Genomic DNA, 19,923 nt, shown 5'->3' with positions numbered 1-19,923 from the left:
GGTCTCTCGATCATCCCTCATCCCGCCGCCGGCTCACACCGCGGTCGCGGCCCGGAGCGCGATGCGGATCATGTCGCCGAAGGTCTGCTCCCGCTCCTGCGCCGTGGTCTCCTCGCCGGTGATGATGTGGTCGGACACCGTGCAGATCGCGAGCGCACGCCGACCGTGGTACGCGGCGAGCGTGTAGAGGCCGGCCGCTTCCATCTCGACGCCGAGCACCCCGTGCTGCACGAACGGCTCGGTGAGCTCAGGCCGGGTGCTGTAGAACTGGTCGCTCGACAGCAGCAGACCGACGTGCACGGCGGATGCCGGCGGCTCGGCCTCGCTCGCCTCGACCGCAGCGCGCAGCAGCGGGAAGTCGGCGACCGGCGCATAGTCCAGTCCGTTGAAGCGCACCCGGTTGATGCCGGAGTCGGTGCAGGCACCGTTCGCGATGATGATGTCGCGCACCGCGAGCTTCTCGGTCAGCGCGCCGCATGAGCCGACGCGCACGATCGTCTCGACACCGTAGGAGTCGAACAGCTCGTTCGCGTAGATCGCCATCGACGGCTGTCCCATGCCGGAGCCCTGCACCGAGACGCGGTGGCCCTGCCAGGTGCCGGTGAAGCCCAGCATCCCGCGTGTCTCGGAGTACAGCTCCGCGTCGTCGAGGAGGGTCTCGGCGATCCACTTCGCCCGCAGCGGGTCGCCGGGGAACAGGACGATGGGGGCGATCCGGCCGGGTGCTGCTGCGATGTGCGTGCTCATCCCCTCAGGCTAGTCAGCCCTCGAGGCGGCGCACCATCTCGCCGATCCACAGCGGCGCGAACGGCGAGGTGCAGCCGGGTGCCGTCGGGTAGTCGGCGAGCACCTGCAGGCGATCACCGATCTCGAGCGCGCGCTGACGCAGGGGCGGGTGATGGATGCCGATCTGCGCGAGCGTCTCGTTCATCGACCACTGCAGGCGGCTCGGAGCATCCTTCATGTCGCGCTCGATCAGGTCGAGCAGGTGGTCGAGGTCGAGCCCCTGCGGGGTCTTGGCGACGCGCACCGAGGTGAGCGACCATGCGGCGGCCGCGACCGTCGGGTCGGCATCGTCGAACCAGCGCAGCCGCAGCTCTTCCGCCAGCGGTGTCTTCTTCGCGAGATAGTTCACGAACCAGTCGTTCACCTTCGGCGGTCGGGTCTCACGGAGCATCGCGTCGAGCTCGTCGGCGGTGAAGCCGCGCGGCGTGGAGATGAGGATCGCGAGCAGTCGGGCGGCCGTCTCGCCGGTGCCCCACAGCTCCTGCGCGAGCGGCTGGTCGGTCTTGATCTGCTTCGCGAGCGCTCGCATGCGGCTGAGGTTGATGCCGTGGTCGTCGCCGCGCTTCTCGTTCGCCGCACGCATCTTCGGGTCCTCGAGGGCGGCGAGCTCACCGAGCGCCTCCGCCAGCGTCATGTCGGCCATGCCCCCAGGGTAATCCTCCTGCCCCGCGCGCCGCCGCTCCGGTGCCGACCCACCCCCTTGTGCGCGAGCCACCCCCGTATCGACGTCCACAAAGGGGTGGCTCGCACACAAGGGGGTGGCTCGGCGCGGGAAGGGAGAGGATGCAGACGGGCTCAGTCCTCGTCGAGCAGCTCGCCGCGGATGCGGCGGAGGTCCTCCATGAGCGAGCCGATCAGGATCCAGTGCTGCGACGACGGCGGGCGGATCACGAGCGGCGCCGTCAACGCCGGGATGGCCGAGGTGAGCGCCTCCGGCTCCGGCGTCACATCGGCGATCTGCACGGCCAGCCGCACGTCGTGCCCTGCGCGCCGCAGCTGCTCGGCGATCGCGACGACCGCTGGCTCCTCGCCGATCGAGTCGTCGTAGTGGTCGAAGTAGGCGCGTGTCATCCCGATCGTCTGCGTGACGATCGGCGAGAGCCGGTCCAGCAGCGCGCGCATCTCCTTCAGATCGTCGCGGTGCACGGAGCGCCGTGGGTTCAGCGTGAGCGATTCCTCGCCGGTCGCGATCGTCGCCTCGGCGGCATCCTTCATCGGACGAAGCAGCCGCACCTCGACCATGAGCTCCTGCAGGCGTGCCGGCGTCTGCGGTTCCGGGAGCGCCGCTGCGAGCCGGTCGAGGCTGGCGGCGAGCTCAGCGCCGAGCAGCCCGAGGTCACGTCGAGCGGGTGCGACGAGCACCGGCGGCACGATCAGCGCGTTCACGATGATGCCGATCACCACGCCGATGAGCGTCTCGCCGATCCGGGCGATGGCGTACTCGGGGCTGTTCGAGCCGAGGGCGAGCACGAGCATCGCCGAGATCGCGACCTGGTTGCCGGTGCCGGGCGTCGCGCGGAACACCCAGGCCAGGAGCATCGCCACGACGATCGCGAGCAGCACGATCCAGCTCGGTGAGCCGAGCAGCAGCCCGAGCGCGACGGCGATCACCACACCCGCGATCACGCCGATGCTGCGCTCGAGCGCCTTCGAGAGGGACTGGTTCACGCTCGGCTGCACGACCAGCAGCGCCGCGATGGCCGCGAACACCGGGAGCTGTCCTGGGAACACGAGCCCCGCGATCAGCCACGCGGCGATGGTCGCGGCGGCGGACTTCACCACCTGCAGGAGGGAGGAGCGCTGGGAGGCGCGGATCGCGGTGGGGATGCGCATGCTCCCAACGGTAGTCCCGTCGCGTCGGCGGGATCTGAGGCGGTGCCGCTCGGAAGATAGGGCATCCGTCCGATGTCGGAGGGGGACCTCAGAGCGGAGTGTGGGGACATCGCACTTCACCGAGGAGCCATCATGTTCGAGCACCCGTATTCCAGCTATCAGGTCACCGAGTTCGACCAGGCGCGGATCGCCCGCGCAGCCGAGCGTCGTCGCGTGCTGATCGAGCGCGCCGACCAGATCGTGCCGCGTCCGGAAGGAGCACTGCGGCGGATGCTGCGGCGGCTGCTCGGGTCGCGCCGTTCGGCTGGAGCGGATGCCGCAGCTGAGCGCCGCGCACCGCAGCCGTGCGAGCCGATCCCGGCTCGGTGAGCATCGCTGTCGCCGCGCAGAACGGCACCGCCGACCGAGACGCTGAGCGCGCCCCGGATGTCGCAGGGGAGTGGGACCATGAATCCATGCACTCCTTCGCACCGAGCCAGGCCATGGTCGGTCGCGATGCCGATCTCGCGGTCGTGCGTCGGGCGTTCGAGGGCGCCGCTGAGGGCACGCCGACCGCGCTGCTCGTCGAGGGGGAAGCGGGCATCGGCAAGTCGCGGCTGCTGCGTGAGTTCGGTGCGGAGGTCTCCGCACGCGCCGACGTGCACGTCGGGTGGTGCCTCGACCTCGGCGCTGCGCGCACGCCGTACGGCCCGCTGACCGGCATCCTGCGCTCGCTCGTCGCGCGGATGGGCGTCGACGAGGCGAGGACCGCCGTCGGCGTCGGCACCGAGGCACTCGGCATGCTGCTGCCCGAGCTGGTGTCCGCGCCGGCCGAGCGCGAGCTCACCAGCCCCGAACGACTCCGCGACGCGATCGCCACGCTGATCGAGGCCGCAGCTGCGCGTGCTCCACAGGTGCTGATCGTGGAAGACCTGCACTGGGCCGACGAGTCGACGCTCGCGATCCTCTCCTTCCTGTTGCGCACGCTCACTCGCGGCCGCGTGCTGGTGCTCCTCAGCTGCCGCTCCGACGACGTCCGCCGCGGCGATGCGGTCAGCCGGTTCATCGCCGAGGCGACCAGGGCGCGGCTGCTCGACCGTCTCGATCTGCAGCGCCTCGACGCCGACGCCGTGCGCGCACTGGCCGAGCAGATCACCGGTCACCCGCTCAGCTCCGCCGCCCTGGAGCGCGTGCGTGAGCGCGCCGAGGGCGTGCCGTTCTTCGTCGAGGAGATCGCCGGGTGCACCGCGGGTCCGCTCCCAGACGGGCTGCGCGACATCCTGCTCGCGCGATTCGACCGGCTCGGCGACGACGCCAGGCGGGTGGTGCAGGTGGCCTCCGGCGCCGAGCGCCCGCTCTCGCATCCCCTGCTCACGCGGCTCACCGGCATGGACGAGGTGCGGCTCGACGAGGCGCTGCGCGAGGCCGCAGGCAGCGGCATCCTGGTGGTCGTCGATGACCTGTACCGATTCCGTCACGCGCTGCTCCGCGAGGCCGTGCACGCTGACCTCCTGCCCGGCGAACGCTCGCGACTGCACCGGTCGTATGCCGAGACGCTCGAAGCCCGGTGCGAGGGCACCGAGAGTGCCGATGCGGCAGCGCTCGCGTATCACTGGCAGCTCGCGCAGGACGACCGCCGCGCGCTGATCGCCGCGGTCGAGGCGATGCGACACGCGAAGGCGCGCTACGCCTTCGGCAGTGCGGCGCGATTCGGCGAGCTCGCGCTCGAGCTCTGGGTGCAGGTGTCGGATGCCGCGGATGCCGCCGGCCTCACCCGTCTCGAGCTGCTCCATCAGCTCGGATCGATCCTGCGGAACGCGGGAGACGGAGAGCGGGCGCTGGCGGTGTCGAACCTCGCGCTCGATGACGTCGACCCGGAGGTCGTCGACCCGCGGCTGCACGCCCGGCTGCTCCGCAACAAGGCGCTGTATCTGGTGAACCTGGGACGGGCGGGGGCGATCCCGCTGCTGCAGCAGGCGCTCACGATCGTCGAGGCGGATGTCGGCGATGAGTCCCTTCGCGCAGAGCTGCTGAACCAGCTGGCGAGCCGACGCATGATCGCCGGCGACCGCGAGGATGCCATCCGGATCGCGGATCAGGCGGCCGAGATCGCCGAGCGCGCGGGGTCGAATGATCAGCTGTCGGTCGCCGCGAACGTCCGCGGCGGCTCGCGCGCGCACCTCGGTGACGTCGAGGGCGGGATCCGGGAATACGCGCTCGCCAGGGACCTCGCCACCGGATCCACCGCGGAGATGCGCTACCGCGTGAACTACTCGGATCTGCTCGGCTTGCTCGGCCGGTACCAGGAGGCGCTCGAGCTCGCCGAAGAAGGGCTGGCGAGGGCGCGCGAACTCGGCGTGGAGCGCACCTCGGGGTCGATCATGGCGCAGAACATGGTGGTGCCCCTCCTCGAACGCGGCGAGATCGATCGGGTCGAGGAGATGCTGGCGCGCGACTTCATGCAGGGCACGCTGCGGGTGTTCCGCATGTACGTGACCATGACGCGAGTACGGGTGCTCGCTTGGCGTGGGCGCTCCGACGACGCGGCCGAGGCGATGCGCGAATGGCTCCCGGCGTTCGAGGAGACCGGGGCGGTCGAGCGGCAGGTCTGGTACGACCGCGTCGTGATGACGGTCGCGGTGGCCGAGAGCGCCGGCGACCTCCGTGGAGCGCTCGCCGCGATCCTGGCGATGCTCGATGACGACGGGCCGGTGCTCCTGCATCAGCGGCGACTGCTGCTGCAGGCCGGAGCGATCATCGCCGAGCTCCGTGCGGCGGGCGACGACGTCGGTGCTGCGACGCGCGCCGTCGCCGAGGCATGGGCGGGGCAGTCGGAGCAGCTGCGCGGCGACGCCTGGTCGACGATCCTCGATGCGCTGCTCGAACCGACCGCCGCGGGCATCGATGCGGCGATCGCGCTGACCGACGGTGACGACGTGCCGGTGATCTTCCGGGTCGTGACCAGATTGGAGCGAGCACGGATGCTCGTGCACGACGGTGATCGGGGAACCGCCGTGACTGTCCTCGCCGACGCCGAGCGGATCGCCGACGAGCTCGGCCACGTGCAGCTGCAGGGTGATGTGGCCGCGTTCGCGACCGCGGCGGGCCTGCGAGCCGAGGCAGCGGACGAGTCGGCGCTCCTCACCGCCCGCGAGCGCCAGGTGCTTGCGCTGATCGCCGAGGGATTGAGCAACAGGCAGATCGGCGAGCGCCTGTTCATCAGTGTCAAGACCGTGAGCGTGCATGTCTCGGCCGTGCTGCGCAAGCTCGGCGTCGGCACCAGGACCGAAGCCGCGCTCGCGGCCCGATCGTTCGAGGCTGCAGGAGTCGCGCACGGGCGCTGATCTGGTGTGCCGGCACTGGCCGATTCAGGCTCGACCGGGACGCCGGAGTGCAGGCGTGGTACGGTTGGCACAGTGCCCCATTCCGGGGGCGTCATTCATCACCGGCCCGCGAACGCTTGCTGCGACGTGTGTGGCCCGACATCTGGATCCGAATTCTGCGCCGATCGGTTCGGCACGGATCCCCTTCACAATCTCGACGCCTTCCCTTGGAAGTCGTCTTCACACGTATCCGCCGGATCTTCCGGCGCGATGCACAGGCCGTGTACAACAGCGGCTAGATCAACAGAAAGAAGAAAGCACATGGCCTCTGGCACTGTGAAATGGTTCAACGCGGAAAAGGGCTTCGGCTTCATCGCTCCCGATGACGGCTCGGACGACCTCTTCGCCCACTACTCGGCCATCACTGGCTCGGGCTTCAAGGAGCTCCGCGAGAACCAGAAGGTCGAATTCGACGCTGAGCGTGGCCCCAAGGGCATGCAGGCTGCGAACATCCGCCCGCTCTGAGCGCGCACTGAACGTCCGGAAGCCGGTCGGATCCCTCGTGGATCCGGCCGGCTTCTGCGTTCCCCGGCGATCGCCCCGCCGCCGCATTCGTCGTCACGATCGGACGCCCTGAATTGAGGTTCGCCTAACTTCGGGTTAGATTAGGCCAGGCTTACCAAAGCCAGACGCCCCTCCGCGTCATCACCCCCCAACCTCTCCGAAGGGAATGCCTGTGCGCACCTCTCGACTTCTTGCCGCTGCCGGCACCGCCGCAGTGCTGGCACTGAGCCTCGCCGCCTGCGCGACGCCGGCTGCCGATGACTCCTCGGACGCCGGCAGCAACCCGGCATCCGATGACGCCTTCCCCGTCACGATCGAGCACGTCTACGGTGAGACCACCATCACCGAGAAGCCCGAGCGCGTCGCCACCATCGCGTGGGCGAACCACGAGGTGCCGCTGGCCCTCGGCATCGTGCCGGTCGGCATGAGCAAGGCGACCTGGGGCGACGACGACGACAACGGCATCCTGCCCTGGGTCGAGGAGAAGCTCGACGAGCTGGGCGGCGACACCCCCGTGCTGTTCGACGAGACCGACGGCATCGACTACGAGGCAGTCGCCGACACCGAGCCCGACGTCATCCTCGCCTCGTACTCCGGCCTGACGCAGGAGGAGTACGACACGCTCTCCAAGATCGCGCCGGTCGTCGCCTACCCCGAGGTCGCCTGGGGCACGCCGGTCGACGAGATGATCGAGATGAACTCGAAGGCCCTCGGCCTCGAGGACGAGGGCGAGGCCCTCATCGAAGACCTGCATGCCGATGCGGATGCCGCGCTCGAGGCGAACAGCGTGCTGAAGGACAAGAAGGTCCTGTTCTCGTACATCGACCCGACCGACCTCAGCCAGGTCGGCTACTACACGGCGATCGACACGCGTCCCGGCTACATCCACGAGCTCGGGCTGCCGTTCCCCTCGATCGTCGAGGAGAACGCCGACAGTGACCAGTTCTACCTGACGGTCAGCTCGGAAGAGGCGGCGAAGTTCGACGACGTCGACCTGTTCATCACCTACGGCGACGAATCGATCATCCCGCTGCTGCAGGCTGACCCGCTGCTGTCGAAGATCCCGGCAATCGCCGAGGGCCGCATCGCGGTGCTGCCCGATGCCTCGCCGATCGCGGCATCCGCGAACCCGTCGCCGCTGTCGATCCCATGGGGTCTCGACGACTACCTCGCCATCCTGGCGGCTCCGCTCGCGCAGTAATCCCACGTCCGCATCAGCGGAGTGAGCACTCAGTGACCTCAGCAACAGCCATCGCGCCGGGCGCCGCAGATCTGCGGCGCCCGGCGCTGGTGCGCACATCCTGGCTCCTCGTCGGGGTCGCGCTCCTGCTCGTCCTCAGCATCCTGTCGATCTCGTTCGGCGTGCGCGCCGTCTCGTTCGACGACATCATCGCGGCGCTCACCGGCCACACCGACACGATCGAGCAGGCCGCGATCGTCAAGCGCATCCCGCGCACGGTGCTGGCCCTGCTCGTCGGCGCCGCGCTCGCGCTCTCGGGCGCGACCATGCAGGCAGTGACCCGCAACCCGGTGGCCGACCCAGGCATCCTCGGCGTCTCGAACGGCGCCTCACTCGCCGTCGTGCTCGGCATCGCGTTCTTCGGGCTCACGAACCCGTACGGGCAGATGGCGTTCGCGATCGCGGGAGCCGCCGTCGCCGCGGCCTTCGTCTACACGGTCGGCTCGCTCGGCCGAGGTGGCGCCACGCCGCTCAAGCTCGCGCTCGCGGGAGCGGCGACCTCCGCCGCGTTCGCCTCGCTCATCAGCGCCATCATGCTGCCGCGGGTCGACCTGCTGCAGACGTTCCAGTCCTGGCAGATCGGTGGCGTCGGCGGCGCCGAGTGGCCGCGCATCGCGCTCACCGCTCCGGTGCTCGCGCTCGGCGCGCTCATCTGCTTCCTCTGCTCGCGCGGCATGAACTCGCTCGCCCTCGGCGACGACATGGCGAAGGGGCTCGGTGAGCACGTGTTCCGCACGAGGCTGCTGTCGGCCCTCGGTGCCGTGATCCTCGCCGGTGCCGCGACCGCGATCGCGGGTCCGATCGGCTTCGTCGGACTCGTCATCCCGCACATCTGCCGGATGCTGATCGGCACTGACCACCGGTGGCTGCTGCCGTTCTCGGCCATCGCCGGTGCGGCGCTGCTGACCGCCAGCGACATCGTCGGCCGCGTGATCGCCCCCTCGTCCGAGGAGATCCAGGTCGGCATCATCACGGCGATCATCGGTGCCCCGTTCTTCATCTGGATCGTCCGTCGTCAGAAGGTGCGTGAGCTGTGAGCACGACCGAGCACACCCTCGACCGACCGCAGCAGTCGGCATCCGACCGCGTCGCCGGCATCATCGCCGGTCGCAGAGCGCGTCACCGCCGCCATGCGGTCGCGACGGTCGTCCTCGGCATCCTGCTGTTCGCGCTGTTCGCGGTCGCCCTCATGGTCGGCAACACGTTCTACACGCCGGACGAGGTCATTCGCGTGCTGCTCGGTCAGACGGTGCCGGGTGCGTCGTTCACGGTCGGCGACCTGCGGCTGCCGCGTGCGATCCTCGCGATCCTCACCGGTATCGGCTTCGGCATCGCGGGCGTCTCGTTCCAGACACTGCTGCGCAACCCGCTCGCCTCGCCCGACATCATCGGCATCTCGAGCGGTGCCGGCGCAGCGGCGGTGTTCGGCATCATCGTGCTGTCGCTCAACGGCCCTGTGGTCTCGATCTTCGCGCTCGGCGGTGCCGTCGTCACGGCGCTGGTGATCTACCTGCTCTCGATCAAGGGCGGCTTCGCGGGCACGCGGCTGATCCTGATCGGCATCGGGATCGCGGCCATGCTGCAGAGCCTCATCTCGTACATGCTGTCGCGCGCCGCGAACTGGGACATCCAGACGGCGATGCAATGGCTCACCGGCAGTCTGAACAACGCGTCATGGGAGCGGGTGCTGCCGATGGCGATCGCCGCTGCGGTCATCGTCCCGCTCATGCTCACGCAGGGCCGCGCGCTCGGTGCGCTGCAGCTCGGCGACGACTCGGCATCCGGCCTCGGCGTGCGCGTCAACGTCACGCGCCTGCTGTTCATCCTCGGCGCGGTCGCCCTGCTCGCCTTCGCGACGGCCGCCGCCGGCCCTATCGCGTTCGTCGCGTTCATGGCCGGGCCCATCGCCGCCCGCATCACCGGACCGGGCGCGAACCTGCTGCTGCCCAGCGCGTTCGTCGGCGCGGTGCTCGTGCTCGGCGGCGACCTGATCGCCCAGTTCGCGCTCGGCACCCGTTACCCGGTCGGCGTCGTCACCGGCGTGCTCGGCGCCCCGTATCTGATCTACCTGCTCATCCGCACCAACCGTTCGGGAGGATCGCTATGACGGTCTCGCACAGCCTGTCGGCCGAAGGGGTTACCCTCTCCTACGGCGACCGCACCATCATCGACACGCTCGACCTGCAGATCACTCCGGGCAAGATCACGACGATCGTCGGAGCCAACGGATGCGGCAAGTCGACGCTGCTGCGTTCGCTCGCGCGTCTGCTCTCACCCAGTGCGGGGCAGGTCGTGCTCGACGGCAAGTCGGTGCATGCCCGCCCGACCAAGGAGGTCGCGCGGATCCTCGGGCTGCTGCCGCAGTCGCCGCTCGCTCCCGAGGGCATCGCGGTCGCCGATCTGGTGGGTCGCGGACGGCACCCGCACCAGAAGACGCTCGCCCGCTGGAGCGCGCACGACTACGAGGTCGTGGCTGACGCGCTCGACGCCACCGGCATCACGGATCTCGCCGATCGCAGCGTCGACGAGCTCTCCGGCGGTCAGCGGCAGCGCGTCTGGATCGCGATGGCGCTGGCACAGGAGACCGACATCCTGCTGCTCGACGAGCCCACCACGTTCCTCGATGTCGCGCATCAGGTCGAGGTCCTCGATCTGCTCACCGACCTCAGCGTCTCGCGCGGCACCACGATCGTGATGGTGCTGCACGACCTCAACCTGGCGGCCCGCTACGCCGACGAGCTCGTGGCGATGAAGGAGGGTCGCGTGCACGCGACCGGCGCTCCGCAGGACGTCGTGACGGCGCAGCTCGTCGAAGAGGTCTTCGGCCTCGCCAATCAGATCACCATCGACCCGGTCTCCGGCAAGCCGATGGTCACACCAATCGGGAGGCACCATGTCCGCTGAGACCACCACCACCGAGCGTCCGACCTACGTGCTCGGCCGCGCCGAGGTGCGCGCCGTCACGCGCGTCTCGCCGAACTTCGTGCGGGTGACCTTCGGCGGCGACGAGCTCGAGGAGTTCGCCACGCCAGGCGCGGTCTTCGACGCGCGCATCAAGCTGATCTTCCCGCCGGCGTCCGGCATCCTGCCTCCGCTGAACCGCGACACGCACGACTGGTGGGGCTCGTATCTCGCGGTGCCGGAGGAGGAGCGCGGTTCGATGCGCACCTACTCGATCCGCGACCTGCGGGTGACGGATGCCGGCACCGAGGTCGATGTCGACTTCGTGCTGCACCTGGCGCCCGGGCTGACCGGCCCTGCGTCGCGCTGGGCGAGCACGGCAGAGGTCGGCACGGAACTCTTCCTGATCGGACCGCGCCGCGGCGCGACCGACCACGGCGGCGCCGAGTACGCGCCGGGTGCTGCACCATCGGTCGTGCTGGTCGGCGACGAGACCGCGGCCCCGGCGATCGCCCGCATCCTCGAGGACGCCGAACGTGACCTGCGCGGCACGGCCTTCATCGAGGTGCCCTCCGCCGACGACATCCTGTCGATCGACGCCCCGGCCGGCGTCGACGTGCACTGGCTCGCGCGCGACGAGGATCAGGCGCACGGTGCGCAGCTGATCCCCGCGGTGCTGTCGCACCTGGGCGATGCGCACACGAACATCGAGGTGCGCGATGTCGAGGGCGAGGACCTGCTGTGGGAGACCCCGGACTACTCGGGCCTCGGCGAGGACATCGCCGCGAACGATGCTCCGGCCGACCGCTACTTCTGGATCGCCGGCGAGAGCGGCGTCGTGACCACGCTGCGTCGCCACCTCGTGAAGGACCTCGGGATCGACCGCTCGCAGGTCGCGTTCATGGGCTACTGGCGCCGCGGCGTCGCGATGCGCGGCTGAGGCGGGCGCCCCGGGCCTTGAGGGCTCGCGTCTCGAAGGAGATCGCACGGAAGGAAGGCCTGAATCCGGCATCCGGTCCTTCATTCCGTGCGATCTCCTTCACCGCATGAGCCGGATGCATCCGGTTCGGCCGTGGATATCCACGTCGACTGGCCACCATGCACCGGTGGCGCGCGGAGGCGCCGCGTCGTAGCATCCCAGTGGAATCGTTCGACGGCGAAAGGGCCTCCGATGACACAGCACACGCTCGCGCTCCCTGAGGTCGATCTCGTCTACGACGTGCACGGGCCGTTGCCGACGGCGGATGGCCGCCCGCCGCTCGTGATGATCGGTCAGCCGATGGATGCGAGCGGATTCCAGGCGCAGGTGCGGCTGTTCGAGGATCGCACCGTCGTGACGTACGACCCGCGTGGCCTCGGTCGCAGCACCCGCAAAGACGGCGGCGTCGCGAACGACCCCGAGGTCCAGGCCGAGGACGTCCACGCGGTCATCGAGGCACTCGGCGTCGGGCGGGTCGACATGCTCGCCAGCAGCGGCGGCGCGGTGACCGCGCTCGCCCTGGTCACGGCGCACCCGAACGACGTCGCGACACTGGTCGCACACGAGCCGCCGATCGACAGTGTGCTGCCCGACGCTGACGCGGTGCATCGAGCCCGAATCGCCTACACGCAGGCGTATCAGGACAGGGGGTGGGGCGCCGGAATGGCGGCGTTCGTCGCGATGACCTCGTGGGAGGGCGAAGTCACCGACGAGTTCCTCGCCCAGCCTGCCCCTGACCCGGCCGCGTTCGGGATGCCGACCGACGACGACGGTACGCGCGGCGATCCGCTGCTGTCGGAGCGATCCTGGGCGGTGCCGCTCTATGAGCCGGACATCGAGGCGCTGAATGCGGCGCCGACCCGGATCGTGGTCGCGGTCGGCGAGGAGTCGCTGCAGGTGTACACCGGGCGCACCGCGACTGCTCTCGCCGAGCGGCTCGGCCAGCAGGCCACGGTCTTCCCCAGTCACCACGGCGGCTTCATGGGCGGCGAGTTCGGCTATGCCGGCCAGCCCGAGGCCTTCGCCGTCAAGCTCCGCGAGGTGCTGGACCAGGCGTGAGCCCGAGTCACCCGGAGCGGCGCTGACGCGGTCGCGGAGCTGCAGCGCGCTACGCGCTGTCGCGCACGATGAGCTCGGTGTCGAGGATCACCGAGCGGGGAGATGCTCCGGCGATCACCTCGAGCAGCACCGAGACCATCTGCGCGCTGATCTGCTCCCACGGCTGGCGCATGGTCGTGATCGGCGGTTCGTGCGTGGCGGCGAGGCCGGAGTCGTCGAAGCCGGCGACCGCGATGTCCTCAGGAACGCGGAGTCCCGCACGCCGGATCGCGGCGATCGCGCCGGCAGCCATGCGGTCGGATGCCGCGAACACCGCATCGACATCGTGCTGGAGCATCCGGGTCATCGCGGCCTGGCCGGACTCGAAGGAGTAGTCGCCGACCTCGACGAGCGTCTCGTCGAACAGGTCGCCGAGCTGCTCGCGGAACCCGACGAGCCGGTATCGCCCACCAGGGGTGTCGTCGGGCCCTGCGATCATGCCGATGCGGGTGTGCCCGTGTGCTGCGAGGTGGGCGGCCATGGTCTTCGCCGAGGCGATCTCGTCGACGGAGATGGTCGACAGGTCGCGTTCATGCCCGAGCGGGATGCCGCAGCACACGGTCGGGATGCCGACCTCGATCAGCTGGTCGAGCAGCGGCTCGGACTCGTGCGAGGAGATCAGCATGACGCCGTCGACGTGCCCGGCGCTGAGGAACTGCGCGACGCTCGAGCGCTCGGCGGCTGTGCCGGCGACGAGCAGCACGAGCGTCATGGAGCGCTGCGCGAGCGCCTCGGCCGCGCCGCGGAGCAGGAGTGCGAAGGTCGGGTCGTCGAACAGCAGCTGCTGCGGCTCGGTGAGCAGGAAGGCGAGCGACCCCGCGCGGCCCGTCGCGAGGCTGCGGGCGTGGTGGTTGGCGGTATAGCCGGTGGCGAGGATCGCATCCTCCACGGCCTGCCTGGCGTCGGGGGACACCCAGTGCCCGCCGTTGATCACGCGGGAGACCGTGCTGCGGGACACGCCTGCCTGCGCCGCGATCTGGCGGATCGTCGGCTTGCGCTTCGTGCTGGCGTCACTCATCGGAGTGACTCTATCGACAGGATCCCGTCCAGCGGTAGTCGAAACTGGGACCGGTCTCAGTTCGGTAACGGCGGTTGTGCACCGCGCCGGTCCTGAGGTAGAACTGAGACCGGTCCCAGTCCACATCCATGTGACAACCTGAGACCGGTCCCAGTCGCTTGCGACGAAGACCCGCACCACAACCGCACCGACCCGATGGAGTGCCGATGACCGTCCCTCACGCCTGGCCAGACCTGGGTGGAATCGCCTATGGCGGCGACTACAACCCCGAGCAGTGGTCCCGCGAGACCTGGGATGAGGACGTCGTCCTGATGCGCGAAGCCGGGGTCACCCTGGTGAGCGTCGGCATCTTCTCGTGGGCGCTGATCGAGACCGCCGAGGGCGAGTTCGACTTCACCTGGCTCGACGAGCTGCTCGACCTGCTGCACGCGAACGGCATCGCAGCAGACCTCGGCACCCCCACCGCCTCGCCGCCGGCCTGGTTCTTCGCGAACCACCCGGACGCGCACGTGATCGACCGCGATGGGCGCACCATGGGCTTCGGCTCGCGCGGCATGGCCTCGCACTCGGCTCCCGCGTACCGCGAGGCGATCGTCAGGATCGCGGATGCGCTCGCCGCACGGTATGCGCAGCATCCTGCGGTCGTGCTCTGGCACGTGCACAACGAGTACGGCGTCCCGGTCGGCGAGGACTACTCCCCGAGCGCGGTCGCTGCTTTCCGGAGCTGGCTGCAGGAGAAGTACGGCTCGCTCGACGCGCTCAACAGCGCCTGGGGCACTGCGTTCTGGGGACAGCACTACACCGCGTGGGAGCATGTGGGTGCGCCGGCGATCGCCCCGAGCGTGGTGAACCCGGCGCAGCGCCTCGACTTCGCGCGTTTCACGGACCACCAGCTGCGCGCCTGCTTCGTCGCCGAGCGCGACGCGATCCGCGCCCACGCCGCGCAGCCCATCACCACGAACTTCATGGCGAACCAGAGCTGGACCACGGACTTGTGGGCCTGGGGCCGCGAGGTCGACATCGTCTCGGACGACCACTACCTCTGGGCCGCCGACGAGGACGCGCACATCGGCCTCGCGATCGCGGCCGACCTCAGCCGCTCGGTCGGCGGCGGCAAGCCGTGGATCCTCATGGAGCATTCCACTTCGGCGGTGAACTGGCAGCCCCGCAACATCGCGAAGCGTCGTGGCGAGATGGCGCGCAACTCGTTCACCCACCTCGGTCGCGGTGCCGACGGCATCCTGTTCTTCCAGTGGCGTGCCGGACGCTCGGGTGCCGAGAAGTTCCACTCCGCGATGCTGCCGCACGCCGGAACCGACTCGCGGGTGTTCCGCGAGGTCACCGCGCTCGGCGCAGACCTCGGACGCCTGGCCGAGCTGCAGGGCAGCACGGTGCGGTCCGAGGTCGCGATCCTCTGGGACTTCGAGTCGTTCTGGGCGCAGGACCTCGAGTGGCGCCCGACCGAGGACCTCACGCACGCCGCGCAGGTGCGTCGCTTCTACGAGCAGCTCTGGCGCGATGGCATCACGGTGGACTTCGCGCTGCCCGGTCAGGACCTCTCCGGCTACCGGCTCGTGGTCGCGCCAGCGCAGTACCTGCTGAGCATCGCGGATGCCGCCAACCTGACCTCCTACGTCGCCGACGGCGGCACGCTGCTGGTGTCGTTCTTCTCGGCGATCGTCGATGAGCACGACGCGGTGCACGAGGGCGGCTTCGTCGCTCCCCTGCGCGATGCGCTCGGCCTCACGGTCGAGGAGTTCCTGCCGCTCCGCGAGGGCGAGAGCCACGGCCTCGACTGGGCGGGGAACGAACGCGTCGTCGCCGACGTATGGCAGGAGGACATCGCGCTCGAGGGCGCAGAGGTCGTCGCACGCTTCGCCGGCGGACCGGGCGAGGGCGAGGCCGCGATCACCCGGCACTCGCACGGCACGGGAACCGGCTGGTACGTCGGCACACGGCTGGACGCTGCGGGCATGCGCGCGCTGCTGCACGCCGTGTACATCGACGCGGGCGTCGCAGCGACGGATGCCCCGGATGGACTCGAGGTCATCACGCGGCACGGCGCCGAGGCGGTCTACCGCATCGCCGTGAACCACCGTGATGACGACGTCGAGCTCGAGGCCACCGGCACCGAGCTCCTCACCGGCGCCGAGCTGTCGGGCGCACTGACCATCGCGGCCGGCGGCGTCGCCGTCATCCGCACCACCTGACCCACCCGTCTGGCCCTTCGACAGGCTCAGGGACCCAGGAATGAGTGGCTGAGCCCGTCGAAGCCCAGGGACTGGCTCAGGGGCCGACAACCGAACAACAGCACCACACACCACCGGTCGCGATGACGCGAAGCGCATCGTCGACCACGAAGAGAGGAACACGCATGCGCAAGCACATCGGAGTCGGCGCACTCGCGCTGGTCGCGGCCGTCGTCCTGGCAGGCTGCTCCGCCGGAGCATCCGACAACGGCGACGACGCCACATCGGGCGACGGCGCTGAACTGGTCATCTGGACGGATGCCGAGCGCGAAGCCGCGATCACATCCGTCGCCACGGCCTTCGAGGAGGAGACGGGGGCGAAGGTCACGCTCGTGCAGAAGAACTTCGAAGACCTCCGCAACGACTTCATCGCCCAGGTGCCGACCGGCGAGGGTCCGGACATCACGGTCGGCGCGCACGACTGGCTCGGCGCGCTCGTCGCCGCCGGTGTCGTCGACACGATCGACCTCGGCGATAAGGCATCGGAGTTCGAGCAGGTCTCGCTCGACGCGATGACCTACGACGGTCAGCTGTACGCGCTGCCGTACTCGCTCGAGACGATCGCGCTGGTGCAGAACGTCGACCTCGTCGGCGCGGAGGCCCCGGCCACGTGGGACGACATGATCGCGAAGGGGCTGGCTGCCGGCACCGAGCGTCCGTTCGTCATCAACACCGCCGGCGAGACCGGTGACGGCTACACGATGTACGGGCTGCAGACCTCGTTCGGCGCACCCGTCTTCGTACAGGACGACACCGGCTCGTACACGAGCGAGGTCGGCATGGGCGGCGCACCCGGTGAGGCCTTCGCGGCCTGGCTCGGAGCGAACGGCTCGAACGGCACCGGCTACATCTCGACCACGATCGACTACGACATCAACAACGAGCTGTTCGCCTCCGGCAAGGCGCCGTACACGATCCAGGGCCCGTGGGCGATCAGCGCCTTCGAGGGCGTCAACGTCGCGGTGAACCCGATCCCGTCCGCCGGTGGCCAGGCCGCCGCTCCCTTCGTCGGCGTGCAGGGCTTCTACCTGTCGAGCAAGAGCAAGAACGCGCTCCTCGCCCAGGAGTTCCTCGTGAACTACCTCGGCACGGAAGACGCGCAGCGCGCGCTGTACGAGGCCGACCCGCGCATCCCCGCCTGGTCGACGCTCGCCGAAGAGGTCTCGTCCGACCCGATCACGGCCGGCTTCGTGGCATCCGCCCAGGGCGGCGTACCGATGCCGTCCATCCCCGAGATGGGCTCGGTCTGGGACCTCTGGAATGCAGCGCAGGTGCAGATCATCAACGGCTCCGACCCCGCGTCGACGTGGAACACCATGGTCACCGACCTCGAGACGACGCTCGCCGGTTGACCTTCGCCGGATGGGGTGCTTCGAACGAGGCGCCCCATCCGCGCTCCTCAGACAGGACGCACACATGACGATCCAGGCACCGCCGACGCAGACGCCGTCACCGCGCCTCACACCCACGCGCGAATCCCACGCCCGCCGCTTCCGCGGCCTCGGCTGGGGCTTCCTCATCAAGCTCGCCCTGATGGCGTTGGTCAACGCCTTCGGGGTCATGACCGCCATCTCGGCATGGAGCGCCCAGTCCTGGGTCGTCCTCGGGGTCGTCGTGCTGCTGGTCGTGATCGCCGACTGGGTGTACTTCACTCGCCGCGCGCTGCCGCTGAAGTACCTGATGCCAGGACTGATCTTCCTGCTCGTCTTCCAGGTCTTCATCTTCGGCTACACGGCCTACATCGCCTTCACGAACTACGGCACCGGCCACGTCGGCACGCAGGAGCAGGCCGTCGAGGCCGCGCTCATCCAGGGCGAGCGCCGCGTCGAGGGCTCGGCCGACTATCCGCTGTCGATCGTGCAGCGCGGCGACGAGCTCGGCTTCGCGATCGTCGATGAAGACGGCGATGTGCGCGTCGGCTCGGCGGACGAGCCGCTGTCGGCGGCATCCGGTGCCGAGATCGGCACCACCGGCGCCCCCGGCGAGGTGCCGGGCTGGACCGTCGTGCCCCGAGCCACCGTCCTCACGGACGCCTCGCTCGGCGAGACGATCAAGAACCTGCGCGTACCGGTCTCCGACGACCCGAACGACGGCTCGATCCGCACGAGAGAGGGCTCGACCGGTTCGGTCTACGAGCCGACACTCGTGTGGGATGCCGACGCACAGACCATCACCGACACGCAGAACGGCACGGTCTACACCGCCACCGAGCTCGGCGCATTCGTCGCGGAGGACGGCACGGCGCTCCCGACCGGGTGGTCCGTCAACGTCGGCTTCGCGAACTTCCTGAAGCTGTTCACCGACTCCTCCCTCGCCGGCACCCTCTTGAGCGTGACGGTGTGGACCTTCGCGTTCGCGATCCTCTCGGTCGTGCTGAGCTTCGCCGTCGGACTCGGCCTCGCGATCGTCTACAACGACCCGAGGGTCAAGGGGCGTCGCTTCCTGCGAGCGCTGTTCATCCTCCCGTACGCCTTCCCGGCATTCATGGCCGCGCTGCTGTTCCGCGGCATGTTCAACGCCGAGTTCGGCATCATCAACGACCTGTTCTTCTTCGGCTCGCAGATCAACTGGCTCGGGGACCCGTGGCTCACCCGTGGTGCGGTGATCTTCGTGAACGTGTGGCTCAGCTATCCGTACTGGTTCCTGGTCTGCACCGGTGCGCTGCAGTCGCTCCCCGGTGACACGCTGGAGGCCGCCGAGATCGACGGTGCCAACAAGTTCCAGCGGTTCCGTTCGATCGTGCTGCCGCTGCTGCTGGTGTCGACCGCGCCGCTGCTGATCGCGTCGTTCGCGGTGGCGTTCAACAACTTCACCGTGATCTACACCTTCAACAACGGCGGGCCCGCGATCGCCGGGGCCCCCTACGCGCTCGGCTCGACCGACATCCTCGTCTCCGCCATCTACGACGTCTCCGGCGTCTCGGGCGGTGCAGCCGACTACGGCCTGGCGAGTGCGCTGTCGATCGTCGCCTTCATCGTGGTCGGTCTCATCTCAGCGCTGAGCTTCCGACAGACCCGCAAGCTCGAGGAGTACCAGTGATGAGTGAGACAAGAGTCATCGTGACCGGTTCGTCGCAGCGGACGGATGCCGCCAGGGCCGGCGCGCGTCGTCGCCGCTGGTGGAGCGAGGTGGGCTGGAAGTACATCCTCGCCGCTGTCGTGCTGTTCTTCGCCGCCTTCCCCCTCGTCTACGTGCTGTCGGCGTCCTTGAACCCGAACGGCAGCCTCGCGGCATCCGGTTCGCTGTTCAGCGCGCTGGACCCGGCGAACTACATCGCGCTCGGCGAATCCCGCTACTGGGTGTGGTTCGGCAACACGCTGCTCATCGGCGGGGTCACCGCGATCGGCTCGGTGCTGATGGGGGCCTGCGGCGCCTACGCGTTCTCACGGTTCCGGTTCAGCGGACGCCGAGCGAGCCTGACGACCCTGCTCGTGCTGCAGATGTTCCCGCAGGCGCTCGCGTTCATCGCGATCTTCCTGATGCTGCAGACCATCGGCGAGGTGGTGCCGGCGCTCGGCATCAATTCGAAGATCGCTCTGATCTGCGTGTACCTCGGCGGAGCCCTCGGGGCGAACACCTTCCTGATGTACGGGTTCTTCAACACGATCCCGGTCGAGATCGACGAGTCGGCGAAGATCGACGGCGCGACCCACGCGCAGATCTTCTGGCGGCTCATCATGCCGCTCGTGGTGCCGATCCTCGCGGTCGTCGCGCTGCTGGCGTTCCTCGCCGCCTTCGGCGACTTCATCCTGTCGAAGATCATCCTCACGTCCGAGGACAACTGGACGCTCGCCGTCGGCATGTACCAGTGGGTGTCGAACCAGTTGGCATCGCGCTGGGGGCTCTTCGCCGCCGGCGTGGTGGTCGCCGCCGTCCCGGTCCTCGCGCTGTTCTTCTCGCTGCAGAAGTACATCGTCGGCGGCCTCACCCAGGGGTCCGTCAAGGGCTGACCC

At 69.3% G+C, this 19,923-nt stretch carries 17 protein-coding genes; 13 read left to right on the top strand and 4 right to left on the bottom strand.

From position 1 onward, the window contains the following. Nucleotides 1-33 precede the first annotated feature (33 nt). From deoD to V7Z82_RS07460, 3 genes are all read right to left on the bottom strand, one after another. Nucleotides 34-747 (bottom strand): purine-nucleoside phosphorylase, encoded by a 714-nt coding sequence (gene deoD, locus V7Z82_RS07470; RefSeq protein WP_334149663.1) that lies wholly within the window; start codon nt 745-747, stop codon nt 34-36. A 13-nt stretch (nt 748-760) separates the two neighbouring features. Then, on the bottom strand, nt 761-1,429 hold the full coding sequence (locus V7Z82_RS07465) for a DNA alkylation repair protein (protein ID WP_334149661.1): 669 nt from the start codon (nt 1,427-1,429) through the stop codon (nt 761-763). 152 nt (nt 1,430-1,581) lie between these two features. After that, nucleotides 1,582-2,619 (bottom strand): FUSC family protein, encoded by a 1,038-nt coding sequence (locus V7Z82_RS07460; protein WP_334149659.1) that lies wholly within the window; start codon nt 2,617-2,619, stop codon nt 1,582-1,584. A 132-nt stretch (nt 2,620-2,751) separates the two neighbouring features. Here V7Z82_RS07460 and V7Z82_RS07455 point away from each other — a divergent pair, with 132 nt between their 5' ends. The 9 genes from V7Z82_RS07455 to V7Z82_RS07415 all read left to right on the top strand — a co-directional run bounded on the left by V7Z82_RS07455 (nt 2,752) and on the right by V7Z82_RS07415 (nt 12,664). Then, nucleotides 2,752-2,988, top strand: coding sequence for a hypothetical protein (locus V7Z82_RS07455; protein ID WP_334149655.1), 237 nt, complete (start codon nt 2,752-2,754; stop codon nt 2,986-2,988). Further along, nucleotides 2,985-5,942: a helix-turn-helix transcriptional regulator gene (locus V7Z82_RS07450; protein WP_334149653.1), complete on the top strand. Its 2,958-nt coding sequence runs from the start codon at nt 2,985-2,987 to the stop codon at nt 5,940-5,942. Before V7Z82_RS07455 ends, V7Z82_RS07450 begins: the two co-directional genes overlap by 4 nt. A 300-nt stretch (nt 5,943-6,242) precedes the next feature. Continuing rightward, nucleotides 6,243-6,446 carry a cold-shock protein gene (locus V7Z82_RS07445; protein ID WP_045277989.1) on the top strand — a complete coding sequence of 68 codons (204 nt, stop codon included), beginning with the start codon at nt 6,243-6,245 and terminating at the stop codon, nt 6,444-6,446. A 211-nt stretch (nt 6,447-6,657) separates the two neighbouring features. Next, nucleotides 6,658-7,686: an iron-siderophore ABC transporter substrate-binding protein gene (locus V7Z82_RS07440; RefSeq protein ID WP_334149650.1), complete on the top strand. Its 1,029-nt coding sequence runs from the start codon at nt 6,658-6,660 to the stop codon at nt 7,684-7,686. Nucleotides 7,687-7,718: 32 nt separating this feature from the next. Next, a complete protein-coding gene (locus V7Z82_RS07435; RefSeq protein WP_334149646.1) occupies nt 7,719-8,762 on the top strand; it encodes a FecCD family ABC transporter permease in 1,044 nt (347 codons plus the stop codon). After that, entirely contained in the window at nt 8,759-9,832 is a 1,074-nt protein-coding gene (locus V7Z82_RS07430) for a FecCD family ABC transporter permease (RefSeq protein ID WP_334149644.1), read from the top strand. The genes V7Z82_RS07435 and V7Z82_RS07430 overlap by 4 nt, the downstream gene beginning before the upstream one ends. Then, nucleotides 9,829-10,629, top strand: coding sequence for an ABC transporter ATP-binding protein (locus V7Z82_RS07425; protein ID WP_334149642.1), 801 nt, complete (start codon nt 9,829-9,831; stop codon nt 10,627-10,629). The genes V7Z82_RS07430 and V7Z82_RS07425 overlap by 4 nt, the downstream gene beginning before the upstream one ends. Further along, nucleotides 10,619-11,566, top strand: coding sequence for a siderophore-interacting protein (locus tag V7Z82_RS07420; RefSeq protein WP_334149640.1), 948 nt, complete (start codon nt 10,619-10,621; stop codon nt 11,564-11,566). The genes V7Z82_RS07425 and V7Z82_RS07420 overlap by 11 nt, the downstream gene beginning before the upstream one ends. 231 nt (nt 11,567-11,797) lie before the next feature. Continuing rightward, nucleotides 11,798-12,664, top strand: a complete 867-nt coding sequence (locus tag V7Z82_RS07415) for an alpha/beta fold hydrolase (RefSeq protein WP_334149638.1) — start codon at nt 11,798-11,800, stop codon at nt 12,662-12,664. A 49-nt stretch (nt 12,665-12,713) separates the two neighbouring features. On the opposite strand, the gene V7Z82_RS07410 is transcribed toward V7Z82_RS07415, so the two are convergent. Further along, nucleotides 12,714-13,721 (bottom strand): LacI family DNA-binding transcriptional regulator, encoded by a 1,008-nt coding sequence (locus V7Z82_RS07410; protein ID WP_334149636.1) that lies wholly within the window; start codon nt 13,719-13,721, stop codon nt 12,714-12,716. Between the two features lie 206 nt (nt 13,722-13,927). Between V7Z82_RS07410 and V7Z82_RS07405 the strand changes: the two genes are divergently transcribed. From V7Z82_RS07405 to V7Z82_RS07390, 4 genes are all read left to right on the top strand, one after another. Next, entirely contained in the window at nt 13,928-15,931 is a 2,004-nt protein-coding gene (locus V7Z82_RS07405; protein WP_334149634.1) for a beta-galactosidase, read from the top strand. 164 nt (nt 15,932-16,095) lie between these two features. Then, complete coding sequence (locus V7Z82_RS07400; protein ID WP_334149632.1) at nt 16,096-17,322, top strand: sugar ABC transporter substrate-binding protein; 1,227 nt, start codon at nt 16,096-16,098, stop codon at nt 17,320-17,322. 64 nt (nt 17,323-17,386) lie between these two features. Continuing rightward, nucleotides 17,387-19,009 carry an ABC transporter permease subunit gene (locus V7Z82_RS07395; protein WP_334149630.1) on the top strand — a complete coding sequence of 541 codons (1,623 nt, stop codon included), beginning with the start codon at nt 17,387-17,389 and terminating at the stop codon, nt 19,007-19,009. Further along, the gene (locus tag V7Z82_RS07390) at nt 19,009-19,920 is read left to right on the top strand and encodes a sugar ABC transporter permease (RefSeq protein ID WP_334149628.1); all 912 of its coding nucleotides are present in this window, start codon (nt 19,009-19,011) and stop codon (nt 19,918-19,920) included. The genes V7Z82_RS07395 and V7Z82_RS07390 overlap by 1 nt, the downstream gene beginning before the upstream one ends. The last annotated feature ends 3 nt before the right edge of the window (nt 19,921-19,923 follow it).

The sequence above is a fragment of the Microbacterium sp. genome (genome assembly GCF_036823965.1).
Classification (GTDB): Bacteria; Actinomycetota; Actinomycetes; order Actinomycetales; family Microbacteriaceae; genus Microbacterium.
The sequence above is the reverse complement of the archived record's forward strand: the minus strand, read 5'-3'. Positions and strand labels throughout refer to the sequence as shown.

What these genes read in the sequence shown, in the direction of transcription:
- deoD (WP_334149663.1), bottom strand. Translation starts at nt 747, where the DNA reads ATGAGCACGCACATCGCAGCAGCACCCGGCCGGATCGCCCCCATCGTC.
- V7Z82_RS07465 (WP_334149661.1), bottom strand. Translation starts at nt 1,429, where the DNA reads ATGGCCGACATGACGCTGGCGGAGGCGCTCGGTGAGCTCGCCGCCCTC.
- V7Z82_RS07460 (WP_334149659.1), bottom strand. Translation starts at nt 2,619, where the DNA reads ATGCGCATCCCCACCGCGATCCGCGCCTCCCAGCGCTCCTCCCTCCTG.
- V7Z82_RS07455 (WP_334149655.1), top strand. Translation starts at nt 2,752, where the DNA reads ATGTTCGAGCACCCGTATTCCAGCTATCAGGTCACCGAGTTCGACCAG.
- V7Z82_RS07445 (WP_045277989.1), top strand. Translation starts at nt 6,243, where the DNA reads ATGGCCTCTGGCACTGTGAAATGGTTCAACGCGGAAAAGGGCTTCGGC.
- V7Z82_RS07425 (WP_334149642.1), top strand. Translation starts at nt 9,829, where the DNA reads ATGACGGTCTCGCACAGCCTGTCGGCCGAAGGGGTTACCCTCTCCTAC.
- V7Z82_RS07420 (WP_334149640.1), top strand. Translation starts at nt 10,619, where the DNA reads ATGTCCGCTGAGACCACCACCACCGAGCGTCCGACCTACGTGCTCGGC.
- V7Z82_RS07415 (WP_334149638.1), top strand. Translation starts at nt 11,798, where the DNA reads ATGACACAGCACACGCTCGCGCTCCCTGAGGTCGATCTCGTCTACGAC.
- V7Z82_RS07410 (WP_334149636.1), bottom strand. Translation starts at nt 13,721, where the DNA reads ATGAGTGACGCCAGCACGAAGCGCAAGCCGACGATCCGCCAGATCGCG.
- V7Z82_RS07405 (WP_334149634.1), top strand. Translation starts at nt 13,928, where the DNA reads ATGACCGTCCCTCACGCCTGGCCAGACCTGGGTGGAATCGCCTATGGC.
- V7Z82_RS07400 (WP_334149632.1), top strand. Translation starts at nt 16,096, where the DNA reads ATGCGCAAGCACATCGGAGTCGGCGCACTCGCGCTGGTCGCGGCCGTC.
- V7Z82_RS07395 (WP_334149630.1), top strand. Translation starts at nt 17,387, where the DNA reads ATGACGATCCAGGCACCGCCGACGCAGACGCCGTCACCGCGCCTCACA.
- V7Z82_RS07390 (WP_334149628.1), top strand. Translation starts at nt 19,009, where the DNA reads ATGAGTGAGACAAGAGTCATCGTGACCGGTTCGTCGCAGCGGACGGAT.